This is a genomic window from Methanosarcina flavescens (genome assembly GCF_001304615.2).
Classification (GTDB): Archaea; Halobacteriota; Methanosarcinia; order Methanosarcinales; family Methanosarcinaceae; genus Methanosarcina; species Methanosarcina flavescens.
In genome coordinates, this window is the sequence record NZ_CP032683.1 from 3010055 (window position 1) to 3023730 (window position 13676).

Sequence of the window (13676 nt, forward strand, 5' to 3'; positions counted from 1 at the left end):
ATGCCAATTGACAAAACGCAATTATTAGAAATCATTGAAAATCAGGTGATAGATATGGCAGTTTCTGGGCAGTGGAATCTTCATTATAGTTGGGGTTGCAGTGGAAGCTACGTTCAGGTTGGGATAACTTTCAACAGTAATGGAACTTTCAGTATTCCGTCACAAAACCTTTCTGGAAGATGGATTCAAAGCGATGGAATGATACTCTGGCAGTTTAATACCAGCAAGACAAGTTACGGAGGAAATCTTGCTGGAAACGCAATGGTTGGTATAATGTCTACCTTTACCGGATCAAATGGTTGCTGGTATGCAATAAGGGCAGGAAGTACAATAATGCTGGCCGAAGAGAGAAAAGCAAAATTTGACGCAGCCGGCGAAGAGGTGAAATAATAAAAACAAGTGGAAAACCAGTAAATCAGGAATGCAAGGGGAGTCATTCCCCTTGCAAATTCCCGAGGAAATAGAAAACCGACTGGGGGAATATAATTCACCCCCGAAATAGTACACATCAGCTTCCTGCGGACAGCCAATGAAAGGAATCTTAAAAAGAATCTAAAAATCGTCTGCCGATAATAAGATCGGCTTAAAATAACTAAAGTATTATTTGAAAAATCGTCAAACTGAGTATTTACCAGACATTTGCTCACAAAGCCTGTACATCCAATAGCATCCTTCTTGATTTCAATATTAACATTAACTCTCTCGATTTACTATCAACCTCAGCCCAGCACCTCTTCTATTTTTTCCAGGCATTTGAACATATTTGCAGTTGTGGATATGCTGCTATCAGGCTCTCCGAGGATCGAACTGGCAACTTCCATCATATCTCCCATGTATTCGATGCTTGTGTTGAGCTGTACCAGATTTTCATTCAAGGAAATAAACGCAGTTTCCATCTTGCTCAGGTTTTCAAGATAGTGTTCGATCTGTTCCGTTTCATTGTATGTTGATGCAGAATTCGTTTCCCCGATTTTACCCTCCAGAATATTCTCCACTTTGTAATTTAATGCTACTGAAACTGGAAGCACCAGTAGCATAACCAGGAGAATTGCTGCTATCCGCAGGTAAAATACCCGGCGTCTATCCAATAAGAATTTCCCCCACTGTCACTTATCTAGATTTAATAAAATTTTTCTCCTTGATAAGAAATAATCTGGGTAGTCTATAAAAAATTAGGTATTCGTATAAAATTATAAAATATGACGGTGCCGTCAATAAACTGATACTTTTCCCCTAAATTAGCCCTCTTGAGCGAAGCGATAAGGGCACCGTCCTCCCGAGATGGAACTCGGGCAGTGAAAAGGGTACCGTCTTCCCGAGACGGAACTCGGGGAGCGAAGCATTTACATGTAAGGTGAACATAAAATGCACAAAAAGCCGACAGAAAGATTGCACAAATAAAGATTAAACCAAAAAACTGGCAGAGGAGAAGCAATGGCTGTTTGGAAGGGAAAGAAAGTGGTCCTGCATACCACTATGGGCGATATAACAATCGAACTGTTTGAAGACATGCCAATTACGGCAGGAAATTTCGCAAAACTTGTTGAGAAAGGTTTCTATGATGGAGTTATTTTCCATAGGGTCATTGACAAATTCATGATTCAGGGCGGAGACCCGACAGGCACAGGCATGGGTGGGCCTGGTTATGAGATTCCGGATGAGTTCACAAACCACAACCGAAACGACAGGGGTACCATAGCAATGGCAAATGCAGGCCCGAATACAGGTGGCAGCCAGTTCTTTATAAACCTCGTGAATAACAATTATCTCGATAGAATGCACCCTGTCTTTGGGAAGGTAGTTGATGGCATGGATACTGTGGATTCTATCGGTAAGGTGAAAACCGACCGCCAGGATCGCCCGAAAACCGAGGTAAAAATTATAAAGGCTGAACTGATCTAAATTTCTTTCATTCAAGGGTAATCCTTGCTCTTATTTTTTAATCTTTTTTACTCTTTTTGCCCTTTTTTAATTTTTTACCCATTTTTAATCTTTTTTGATTTTTTTTACTCTTCTTTTCTCTTTTTCTACTCTTTTTTTACTCTCTGTTTTCTTAACTTTTCCTTCTAATCAAAAGTACTGACCGCATTTTCGGATACAATGATAAAAAGCCCATCCAATATGAATACAATTTCTTTTAGCGGAGATTGAAGCCTGCTGAATATTCACAGGAGAAGAGATTTGTGTGGGAAACAGAAGAAGGATTGGATTTTCTGGCTAGTGAAACCCTTAAAGCCAGATATCTGCTTGAGGGGGAAAAGGATTGGAATGATATTTGTGAGAGAGTTGCAAAGGCAATAGCAATAACTGAGGAAGAGTATCTGGAGTTTAAAGACCTAATCATCAAAAAGATCTTTCTTCCGAGCTCTCCCACGCTCATGAATGCGGGCACAGAATTCGGACAGCTTGCAGCCTGTTTTGTAATTCCCGTTGAGGACAGCGTTGAGGTGATCTTTGATTCGATCAAAACCGCAGCCCTGATCCAAAAAACTGGAGGAGGCACAGGTTTTGATTTTTCAAAAATACGCTCTGGCTGTTCTTCCGGCTCCTGTGCGGATAAAGAAGAGAGCGGCCCTGTAGCCGTCATGAAACTTTTCAATGAGGCAACTGAAATCGTAAAGCGATTTGGAAAACGCCGGGGAGCCAATATGGGCATCCTTGATATTTCCCACAATGACATTCTTTCTTTTATCAGGGCAAAACGTGTAGAGGGAGAATTAAGCAATTTCAATATCTCGGTCATGATTCCTGACGCTTTCATGGAACTCGTTGAGGCTGATAGGGTCGATGAAGTCTGGAACAGACAGACAGGTCTGACGGTTGGGCAGATCTTTTCTGAAATTGTTGAGGGAATCTGGAGAAACGGCGAACCTGGAGTTCTTTTTTATGACCGCATAAATAGAGACAATTTCACGCCCTCACTTGGCGACATCTCGGCTACCAATCCTTGCGGGGAAGAACCGCTTCTGCCATTTGAATCCTGCAACCTTGGTAGCATTAATCTTTCCCTTTTCGTTGTTGACGGAAAAGTAAACTGGGATTTTCTAAGGGAAGTAGCCGGAAAAGCTCTTCGTTTCCTGGATAATGAGATTGACAAGAATGCATATCCTGTACCAGAGATCGAGGCTGCAACAAAAAAGACCCGGAAAGTAGGGCTTGGGGTAATGGGTTTCCATGATATGCTTTTGAAGCTTGGGTTGCCTTATGACTCCCAGGAAGCTCTTGAGCTTGCGGAAAAAATTACGGAACAGATTACCTGGGCTGCAATTCGGGAATCCAGAAAACTCGCTGCGGAAAAAGGACCTTTTCCGGAATTTGAGGACTCCACATGGGAACTTCCGATGAGAAATGCAGCATTAACTGCGATCGCCCCAACAGGCACAATTAGCATTCTTGCCAGTTGCTCTTCAGGAATTGAACCAGTTTTCAGCTGGGTATACAGGCGAGCTCAGCTCTCAGGCAGGAAATTTAGACTTGTTCATCCTTTGTTTAAAGCACACTTTAAATCAAAACTGACCGAGACTGATTATAACTGGCTTCTTGAGCACGTCTATAAGTACGGTACCCTGCAGAACGTGGAAAAACCTGAACTCGTAAGTGAAGAAGAAAAGCGGCTCTTCAGGTCAGCCCTTGACATTGATTGGAAGGCTCATATTGATGTGCAGGCGGCATTTCAAAAGCACTGTCACGGCGGTATTTCGAAAACTATCAATATGCCTCATTATGCAGGAAAAGAGGATATTAAGCAGGCTCTGATTTATGCCTGGAGACATGGACTCAAAGGACTTACCATCTACAGGACAGGAAGCAGGCAGTATGTGGTTCTCAGCCTGCAAAAATCTTAAGACTAAAACATAACTTTTAAATAATGCTTTGTGCCCTTAAAGCTTATCAATAGTGCACAAAACAAGATCGGGAGAAAACTTAATAATTATTATTAAAGGGTATTATCTTACCAAAAATATATATACATTCCTTTCCTTCTAAATAATCTATGACTGCTGTTTTTAATCATCACCTGGAACTCTTAATCGCTTGCATAATTTACGGTACTGTCGGAATCTACATGCAATTCCTGGAAGAAATGTCCATAGGTTCGATTATTTTTTATAGAGTGCTATTCGGACTTTCAGCCATTCTGCTTTATCTGGCAGTTACCGGAAATTTAAATCAACTCGCACTGAAAAGAAAGAAAAATTACCTGCTCCTCCTCGGGATCCTATATGTTTTGCAAATGTTTTCATATTACTCATCAATTCGTTATTTAGGAGCTTCTTCAGCCGTTCTGCTTCTTTATACAGATCCTATTTATCTAACAATCCTTGCTCCCCTCCTGCTTGGAGAAAAAAACACAGGAAAAACCATCTTTGCACTTTTCCTGGGCTTGATAGGAGTTTTCTATGTAACAAGACCAGAAGGAGGTTTTGAACAGCTTGAATTTGGGAGTGATTATCTTAAGGGAGTGCTTTTCGGGCTTGCAGGAGGCCTTTTCAGCAGCGGTGTAATAATCTCAGTTCGTTACCTCAGAGATGAATATAATGGGCTCACCCAGCTCTTCTGGCAAAGTGTAATCAGCCTGTTCTTCCTTTCACCGTTTGCAGTTTCCGTTCCACGGAATGTGCTTGCTGAGAACCTTCCAGTCCTTGTACTCTTTGGGGTATTAATAACAGGCGTCGGGGCAGTGTTTTATATAAGGGGTGTAACAGGCGTGAACGCAATTACAGCCAGCATCCTTACTCTGCTTGAGCCGGTCTCCTGTATATTTTTTGATTACACTGTACTTGGAAACCCGATTCACAGCGGGATGCTTACTGGCTGCATTTTCATCCTTGCGGCAGCAATTGTTATAAGCCTGGACGACTCAGTATCTCTGAGAAAACTGTTTATGTGGGACATAATAACCTTCAACAAGGGGGATTTTGTCAGAAGAAAACCGGTTTTAAGAGCACAGAATAAGTAAAAGTTTCTATTAATCTTTCTTTTACTTTATTTTTTATCTTTTATTAAAATTTTTAATCTTTTCTTGCCCATAAAGGTATATATCAGCAAGCTTTTAACTCTCGTCCATGCCTGTGCAGGAAAGTTCATTAAAACCGCATTTTGAAGTTATAACTGGCAGCATAATTTACGGTACTATAGGGGTTTTTCTGAATATGACTGAAGATATGTCAGCAGGATCCCTCCTTTTCTCCAGGCTCTTTTTTGGCTTCTTTATCATTCTCTTTTACCTGTTGCTCAACAGAGAGATCGAACAGCTCAGACCTAGAAAGAGAAGAAAGTACCTATTGCTCCTTGGCTTTTCGAATGCAGTAACAGGCATATGTTATTTTTCATCTATCCAATATAGTGGAGTCTCGGTAGCTGTCCTTCTGCTTTATACGGCTCCAATATACGTTAATATACTAGCTCCACCCATTCTCGGGGAGCGTAGAAGCAGCAACAGCTTTCTATCCCTCCTGCTTGCAATCACGGGAATTTTATTGATCGCCCGACCGGGAGAGATTCTGATTGATACAGGTTCTGACTTCCAGAAAGGGCTTATATTCGGACTGCTATCAGGGCTATCATTTGGTGTGACTATAATAACAATCCGGTATCTCAGGAACGACTACACAGGAATAGCTCAGACTTTCTGGCTGACAGGAATAAGCCTTCTCTTTACACTGCCAGCCGCACTCGCCACCCCACCTGACGTTTTCGTTAAAAATCTAGGAGTCCTGTTTATCTTCGGCTTAACAATTACCCTTGCGGCTGTAATCTACCTTAAAGGGATCTCAGGAGTCAAGGCACAGACAGGAAGTATTCTTGCCCTAATGGAGCCTGTTTCCGGAATTTTCTTTGATGTGACGGTCCTTAAAACCCCTCTCCATATCTCGACTTTTCTGGGCTGCGGTCTGATCCTTGCAGCAGCGTATATTGTAAGTAGAAAAGATAGATAGAAGAGTGGAACGAAAGTCTAAACCGTAAGAACGAGATCTACAGCTCCATAAGAACGAGATCTACAGCTCCATAAATAAGAAAGAAGATAGAGTGAAGCCTGATTCATATTAGAGATTTTCCGCAGGATTCTGAGCTCTGCCCAAAAGCTATTTACTAAGAGAGCCTCTATTTTTATCACAATGGTTTTGAAAACGCAGGAAAAGCATGACTGAAGAAAGCCCAATTATCGAGCTTAAAAACCTAACAAAAATATATAAAAACGGAATGGAATTTCGCGCGCTCGACAATGCAAATCTGAAAATTAAGAAAGGAGAATTTGTAGCAATTGTCGGGCCATCGGGTTCAGGCAAAAGCACTCTTATGCACCTGATAGGCCTGCTCGACACTCCAAGTTTAGGGACACTCCTGATAGACGGCAGAGATGTAACGAAAATGTCGGATAAGGAGCGCTCCGAGATGCGGAACAGAATGCTCGGTTTTGTCTTCCAGTACCATCACCTGCTCCCGGATTTCACGGCAATGGAAAATGTAGCGATGCCACTCTTAATTGCGGGAAAAAGCAGGAAAGAAGCAAAAGAAATTGCCGGAAAACTTCTTAAGGAGGTTGGGCTTGAAGACCGGATGGATCATAAACCCGGTGAGCTTTCAGGAGGGCAGAACCAGAGGGTTGCAGTAGCAAGAGCACTGAGCTGCTCTCCTGCAATCGTGCTCGGGGACGAGCCTACAGGCAACCTTGATACAAAAACGGGTAACCTGATTTATGATCTGCTCAGACGGCTGAACAGGCAGTATAATCAGACCTTTATCATTGTTACTCATAACGAAGACCTGGCATCAAAAGCTGATAGGATTATCAGACTTGTGGATGGGAAAATTACAGATCAGTGAGGAGATAAGATGGAATACGCAAAAGGAAGAATAGGCAGGGTGTTTACTGTCAGGATAGATCATGGGGATGACCTGATTCTGGAGCTGATTAAACTTGCTGAACTGGAGAACATAGAATCTGCTGTCTTTATGCTACTGGGAGCATTAAAAGAAGCAAATCTTGTTACGGGCCCGAAAGAAAATAAAACCCCTCCGGAACCTGTATGGTTCAGTTTTGATGACGCCCACGAGATCCTGGGAATAGGAGACATTTTTTTAAAGGATGGAAAACCGAAGATCCACCTGCATGCAGGTGCAGGTAGAGGAGATAACACAAAACTTGGGTGCTTGAGAGGTGAGAGTGAAGTTTTTATGGTAATTGAGGCTTTCGTTTTCGAGCTGGAGGGCATTTCTGCCAGAAGAATTGCAGATGAAGAGCAGGGTTTTGCTCCTGTGGATTTTGAGCGGGTCTCAGACCTGGAATAACACTCAGATAAAACAGGCGTTATTATCAGTGCCCGAAAATCTGGTTACATAAAAAGAATTAAAAAATAGACCTGCAAAAGATCCGGCATTTTTTCTCAAGCTCAGTTTTGCATTACTATCTCCAGTTCACGAAGCCTTTTGAGTGCAGTTAATTTTTCTTTGTTATCTTTTAAAAATTCTTCCTCAAGGACTTTTATGATTTCAGGGAAGGGTAATGTTAACTGATAGTACTTTACAGGTCTGCCTTTCCCTTTATTCTTTTTTTCAGACCTTTCGTTCACCCAGCCTCTGTCTCGCAGGGGACGCATAGCTACACTTACTTCCGGTTGTCTCAGTCCTGAGACAAGTTCAATGTGAAGGGATCTTAACTCCTTACAGTCTTTCAGACATACGATCGCGGTGGCCTCCGTCCTCGGAAGTCCCAGGCTCTGGAGCATATCAATGATTGAATAATCTTTTTCGGTTAAATTAACTGGAGAATCGTCAGTCATCAAAAGTGAATAATACTTTCATGTTTATATATTTTATGTAGATAAAATTATTTTTTTAAATAAATTGAGCATTGTTAAGGAGTAAAATAATAATCAAACCCGGCTAAAAACCTCCTTTGATAAATTTCAATATAAAAACCCATATTGATAAATCATCGGGAAAAAAATAGGTTTTGTAATCCTGACCAAAGCCTTTAAAGCTAGTGTTTACAGGAAATGAACATTTTTAAAATCCGGAATGCCTGAATTAAGGGTTACCAAATAAGAGGATCTTCTGCAAACACTTGAGTACAACGCTCCTAAATAAATTTACGAATATCACTTAAGTACGGTATCGGATGCCTGAGGTAGCAATATCTCTGGACCTGGGAATTCAATATAATCTTTATGTGTTAATCAGGGTATCTTATGAGAAAATAACGTAAGACTTAATTAAAATTATTTGTGTTAACCGGATAAAGAATTAAATACAATTCAGACATGTAACGTTTAAGTTAAGGTTAAGCTTCAAATTAGGGTTAAGCTTCAAATAACAGAATATATGTATAGATAGATCAGAAATTAAAAAGGGTGAAATGATGTCATATATCGGTCTACAGCAGGATTCTGGAGAATATAAGATCCAAAAGATACATGCTCGGGAGATCCTGGATTCAAGGGGAAATCCCACAATTGAAGTTGATGTGTTTACACCGAAGGGATTTGGCAGAGCCAGTGTTCCTTCAGGGGCTTCTACTGGTACGAATGAAGCCCTTGAACTGCGGGATGAAGACCCTAACAGGTACGGAGGAAAAGGGGTTCTCACTGCAGTAAAGAATGTGAATACCATCATCCAGAAGGAACTGCTGGGGCTTGATGTCCGAAATCAGCGGGAAATCGATGAGCTGATGATCGAGCTCGACGAGACCGATAATAAATCAAACCTTGGGGCAAATGCAATCCTTGGAGTATCCATGGCTGTTGCAAAAGCCGCTGCCGATTCTCTCAATATTCCTCTCTACCGTTATTTCGGAGGCTCAAACGCCTTCACTCTGCCAGTGCCGACAATGAATGTCCTTAACGGCGGCAAGCACGCAGGCAATGAGCTTGCAATTCAGGAATTCATGATTCAGCCCAAAGGTGCTGAAACCTTTTATGAAGCTATCCAGATGGGGGCAGAAATCTATCATGTGCTCGGAAAACTGCTGGAAAAGAAATATGGCAGATCTTCCACCAATGTAGGCTATGAAGGAGGATATGCTCCCAAAATGAGTGAGTCAATCGAAGCCCTTGATGCTCTTATCCAGGCTATTGAGGAAGCAGGCTACACCGATACCGAGGTTACTATAGGGCTTGATGCTGCAGCTTCCGAATTTTATGAAGATGAGCTCTACACTATTGACGGAAAAAAGCTCACTGCTCCAGAACTGATGGACTACTATATTGAACTTGTGAATACCTATCCAATCCTCTCAATTGAAGACCCTTTCTATGAGGAAGCCTTTGAGGATTTCGAAGCTCTAACCAATGAGCTCTGGGACACAATTATTGTTGGTGACGACCTTTTTGTTACAAACATTGAAAGGCTTTCAAAAGGCGTTGATATGGGAGCAGGAAATGCCCTTCTTTTAAAGATCAACCAGATCGGAACACTTTCCGAGGCTTTTGATGCCGCAAGCATGGCTTCCAGGAACGGCTATACCGTAATAGTAAGCCACCGTTCCGCTGAGACCGAAGACACCACAATCTCAGACCTTTCAGTTGCTATCGGCGCAGAAATGATCAAGACCGGTGCCCCAGCCCGTGGAGAGAGGACTGCAAAGTATAACCAGCTTCTCAGAATCGAGGAAGACCTGGGCGAAGTTGCACATTATGTGCAACTCTAATTTTTTTAACTTTCTATTTTAATTTTCTATTTTAAATCTTGTTTTAACTTTATTTTTCTGAACTTTCTCTTTTTATGCTTTTTAGATTTGTTACAATACTATACATTCTCTCATAATAGTCTTTTGAGTTAATTTCCTCAAAGTACTGGAAACTAATTTATAATCAGCTTCACAAGAATAATTACAGGAATAATATCAGAAACCTGAAATCTTTGGAAAATCTCAAGCAAGAGCCGAATCCAAATAAGAGCGGATCTAAATAAGAGCGGATCTAAGTAGGAGCCAGGAAATTAAAACATATATTTTCTAATATTTTTGAAATTATGAAGGATTCATCTTTCTGGAAATTGTAAATAGTCGCTCACTGAAATTGGCTTGAGAACTTCTTGCACATACAGAATCATTCATACGGGATTTATCAAATAGAGTCCATCCAGATAAGAACTCATACTGATGATCTATCAGATAGGGGTTCATACTGTGATGAATCTACCAGATAGGAGTTTATGACATGTACGAACTGAAAATCGCTTTAAGGCAGGTTTTGTCCAGAAGAAGGCAAACTTTCTTTGCCATACTGGCAGTTGCCCTTGCAGTAGCCGTCATTACGGTAATGATGGCTATGCTTTCTGGCTTTCAGGCGGAGCTTGTACAGTCAAGCATTGAGAATAATCCGCATATTGTCATAACTCCTCAAGATGAGGAAGAAGAGTATATTCATCTTTACAGGTATAATTCAGCCCGGTTTGTGGAAAAAGAAGGAGTTATAGCGGTATCTCCTAAGTACCTTGGTCAGGCAGCCCTAGAATACAGGGGCAATGCTGAAGGAATTTCGCTTCAGGGAATTGACCCTGAGGCTGAAGATATGGTTATGCGAGTAAGCGAGGATGTAATAGAAGGAAGTTTCCTGTCGCTTGCCCATACAAGACATGGGATTGTGCTTGGAGACAAACTTGCAGAAAATCTTGAAGTCCAGCCCGGAGATCGTGTGGATGCGATTTTTCCAGGTGCGGAAACTACTTCCTTTAAAGTGCTGGGTCTTATTCATACCGGAACTGGTGCAGATGAGGTAACAGCCTATGCAAGGCTCGATTCGGTGCAGCATTTTTTTGATGAACCGGGCGTTGTGAGCACTATAGGCATCAGGGTTGCAGACCCATACCAGGCTGAGGCTATTGCAGCTTCAATTGAAAGGGAATCCGGGTTTGATGCTGTCAGCTGGCTTGAAGCAAATGCTGAAATCCTGAATCTTCTGAATACCCAGAAGATATTTGTAAACATATTCTATTTATTGATTTATGGAATAGCGGGTTTTGGGATAGCAAATACCCTGATTACAATTGTTGCCCAGAGAACCCCGGAAATCGGGATCCTGAAAGCTATGGGAGCTTCTCAGAAGAGCATAATGACAGTCTTTCTTTTCCAGTCCTTGATTCTCGGAGCAATAGGGCTTTTGCTCGGCATTGTTCTTGGCTACGTTACAACTGTAGCACTCCAGAACTACGAAATCGAGGTTCCGCAGGAAATGTATTTCGGGCTCCAAACCCTGCCTCTTGAAGTCGAGCCCCTTAACTTTTTATATGCGGCTATCTTCGCTTTCATAATCAATATAATTTCAGGCATCTACCCTGCTCGGAAAGCTGCAAAACTCGATCCTGTAGAAGCTATTGAGAGCGCTTGATGTAATACCGTTATCAAAAAATGCTGCCTCAGGAATCTTAAACCAAAATTCTTATCCGATATATTACCCCAAAAATGTTATCCCAAAATCTTTCAAGGAATCTTTTTCCGGCGCTTAAATCTCAAATAATTCCTATCATTTTCAGCCCTACGTAGATCATGAGAAACACAAAGAAATGCTTCAAGTGTTCCGGGTTTACCACATGGGCAATATCCGCCCCCTTTCTTGCTCCAAGAAATCCTGGGACTACAAGCAAAAACCAGTCAATGAGATTGATATATCCAAGAGAATACGGAGGAAGCCCAGGCTGACCTATACCATTGACTATATATCCTATCGACCCTCCAAAAGAGGTAAACATTATTACTGCAGACGAAGTTCCTACGGCTTTTCGCATATCAAAATGCAGAAAAATAAGCATGATCGGAATTGCAATTACTCCTCCACCGATCCCAAGAAGCCCTGAGAAAAAGCCTATGGAAACTCCGGCAAGAATATAAAACGTTTGATTAGAGCTTATTTCACCATTTTTTCGAACTGCAGGCGTCACATAGGTTTTGAGCGCTCCTATTATGACCACGATTCCAAAAATTGTGCTCAGGGTTAAAGCTGATAGCCTGGAAGCTACAGCCGCTCCCCCAAAACTGAAAATCGAGCCTATGATTCCCATAAGTGTTGCCTGTTTCCACTGGACTGCGTGCTTTTCATGATATTTTAAAGCAACGCTTATGGAGTTCAACAGGATTACAAAAAGGCTTGTGCCGAGAGCTATCCGTATAGCTATATCAGGCTCCAGCCCGGTTTCCTGCAAAAGCCAGTACTGGACAGGAGTCATAATAAAGCCCCCTCCCACACCAAGCAGGCCCGAGATAACGCCTGTAAACGCACCTGTGAGAATTAAAATTACAAGATAGAGAGGATCTGCAGGAGTCATTTCAATCCAGTGTTTTTCCATTCCAGTTTCCGAATTCAGGAACAGCCAGATTTAAGAAGAGGTTTCTGGCTGCTTTCTAAAAGGAGTTGCAAGTTTATTTAAGTTAACAGGCTCGTATAGATGAAAAAAGTACTGTTGCTCATGTTCAAATAAAAATAGCCAGAATTGGCGGAGAGGTTGTACCTGAAAAAATAAATCATAGGTTAAGAGGGTAACTGTTTTTCTTAAATAATTTCCCTTCCGGAAACGATTTTACTTTATTAAATTCCTGTCTCAATTTCCCAGCTGTTTAAAATCAGATAGTTTATTTAAAACGGTTTTACTGTTAAAATAAACTATTTTAGTTAAACCATTCCGTTTATCTGGATAACATTATTTACAAATACGGATTGCTCTATTTACAATAGATAAGTTTATAAATTGCTCACCACGTCAGTTTATGAATTATTTGTAACAAACAAATTTATAAATTGATTATCGTAATGGGTCTAAGAGGCGTTTTTATGATTAAAATGAAATTACACGGTACATACAATATCTATTATGCTATTCTCGGCATGCGGAACCCCATGAACTCCTGGCACCTTATGGACAGCAGCGAGCCTGATGAGGCAGGGAACTGCAAACTCGGAGAAAAGGACCTGAACCTGGCTCAGCGCCTGACCCTTGCAGGGACCGAACACAGTAAGTTTTTAAGGTTCATCACGGTCTGCTTTGATATCACAGCCCCACTCTACTGGTGGAAAGAGTTTGATACCTACAAGTTCGCAGAAAAGAACTCCACTTCAACAATGCACAAGCTGACCAGCAAGGAACTTGCTCCCCACGATTTTTCCTATGAGACGCTGACCGATTACAGGAACGACCAGATCCGGCACCTGAATGACCTTATTAAAGCCTACAAATCCCGCGAAGGCGACAGCGAAGATGATAACGCGTACCGGAAAGCAGTTTTCCGGGAACTTGTCCAAGACCTGCCGAGTGCATACAACCAGAAAAGGACAGTTGTAACCAATTATGCCGAACTCCGCAATATCTACTTCCAGCGCCGCTACCACAAGCTTGACGAGTGGAGGGATTTCTGCAACTGGATGAAAGAGACGCTGCCGTATGCAGAAGAGCTCATCTGCCTGGAAAAGAAAAAATAAAATAGAAATATCTTTTCAGTAGCCCCGGCTGGAAAGAATTGATTTTAGAACCCTTGCTGGGAATAAATTGACCTTAGAACTCAGGCTCTCACCGGTCATGCGGGCATGACCGGCTTTTTCCCAAAATTTAAGAAGTTGAAATTTACCCTATTAGCTTTATATTGCAGGTTGTTCTCCAGTTAAATTAGGCTTGATTTCCGTATTTTAGCAAGTCTTTTTTTATAAGGTTTTACTGTTAATGCGCCTAAAAACTTATATATTTAA

The 13676-nt window shown here is 41.5% G+C and carries 13 protein-coding genes; 10 read left to right on the top strand and 3 right to left on the bottom strand.

Annotated elements, in window-relative coordinates; translation table 11 throughout:
* A complete protein-coding gene (locus AOB57_RS13165) occupies nt 1-390 on the top strand; it encodes a hypothetical protein (RefSeq protein ID WP_167829630.1) in 390 nt (129 codons plus the stop codon).
* A 329-nt stretch (nt 391-719) separates the two neighbouring features.
* Here AOB57_RS13165 and AOB57_RS13170 read toward each other — a convergent pair whose 3' ends face one another.
* Nucleotides 720-1088, bottom strand: coding sequence for a hypothetical protein (locus AOB57_RS13170; protein ID WP_054297733.1), 369 nt, complete (start codon nt 1086-1088; stop codon nt 720-722).
* Between the two features lie 346 nt (nt 1089-1434).
* On the opposite strand from AOB57_RS13170, the gene AOB57_RS13175 reads away from it, so the two are divergent.
* The 6 genes from AOB57_RS13175 (at nt 1435) to AOB57_RS13200 (ending at nt 7293) form a co-directional block, all read left to right on the top strand.
* A complete protein-coding gene (locus AOB57_RS13175; protein WP_054297734.1) occupies nt 1435-1902 on the top strand; it encodes a peptidylprolyl isomerase in 468 nt (155 codons plus the stop codon).
* Nucleotides 1903-2183: 281 nt separating this feature from the next.
* Nucleotides 2184-3845, top strand: a complete 1662-nt coding sequence (locus AOB57_RS13180) for an adenosylcobalamin-dependent ribonucleoside-diphosphate reductase (protein ID WP_054297735.1) — start codon at nt 2184-2186, stop codon at nt 3843-3845.
* A 149-nt stretch (nt 3846-3994) separates the two neighbouring features.
* A complete protein-coding gene (locus AOB57_RS13185) occupies nt 3995-4960 on the top strand; it encodes a DMT family transporter (protein WP_054297736.1) in 966 nt (321 codons plus the stop codon).
* 106 nt (nt 4961-5066) lie between these two features.
* Nucleotides 5067-5939, top strand: a complete 873-nt coding sequence (locus AOB57_RS13190; RefSeq protein WP_054297737.1) for a DMT family transporter — start codon at nt 5067-5069, stop codon at nt 5937-5939.
* 205 nt (nt 5940-6144) lie between these two features.
* Entirely contained in the window at nt 6145-6828 is a 684-nt protein-coding gene (locus AOB57_RS13195) for an ABC transporter ATP-binding protein (protein ID WP_054297738.1), read from the top strand.
* A gap of 9 nt (nt 6829-6837) precedes the next feature.
* Complete coding sequence (locus AOB57_RS13200) at nt 6838-7293, top strand: PPC domain-containing DNA-binding protein (RefSeq protein ID WP_054297739.1); 456 nt, start codon at nt 6838-6840, stop codon at nt 7291-7293.
* A 101-nt stretch (nt 7294-7394) separates the two neighbouring features.
* Here the strand turns inward: AOB57_RS13200 and AOB57_RS13205 are convergent, their stop codons facing one another.
* On the bottom strand, nt 7395-7784 hold the full coding sequence (locus AOB57_RS13205; protein WP_054297740.1) for a hypothetical protein: 390 nt from the start codon (nt 7782-7784) through the stop codon (nt 7395-7397).
* A 578-nt stretch (nt 7785-8362) separates the two neighbouring features.
* Here AOB57_RS13205 and eno point away from each other — a divergent pair.
* A complete protein-coding gene (gene eno / locus AOB57_RS13210) occupies nt 8363-9649 on the top strand; it encodes a phosphopyruvate hydratase (RefSeq protein WP_054297741.1) in 1287 nt (428 codons plus the stop codon).
* Nucleotides 9650-10160: 511 nt separating this feature from the next.
* Complete coding sequence (locus tag AOB57_RS13215) at nt 10161-11330, top strand: ABC transporter permease (protein ID WP_054297742.1); 1170 nt, start codon at nt 10161-10163, stop codon at nt 11328-11330.
* A 121-nt stretch (nt 11331-11451) separates the two neighbouring features.
* Here AOB57_RS13215 and AOB57_RS13220 read toward each other — a convergent pair whose 3' ends face one another.
* On the bottom strand, nt 11452-12285 hold the full coding sequence (locus AOB57_RS13220) for a sulfite exporter TauE/SafE family protein (protein ID WP_226999518.1): 834 nt from the start codon (nt 12283-12285) through the stop codon (nt 11452-11454).
* Between the two features lie 482 nt (nt 12286-12767).
* On the opposite strand from AOB57_RS13220, the gene AOB57_RS13225 reads away from it, so the two are divergent.
* Nucleotides 12768-13412: a hypothetical protein gene (locus AOB57_RS13225; RefSeq protein ID WP_054297743.1), complete on the top strand. Its 645-nt coding sequence runs from the start codon at nt 12768-12770 to the stop codon at nt 13410-13412.
* The last annotated feature ends 264 nt before the right edge of the window (nt 13413-13676 follow it).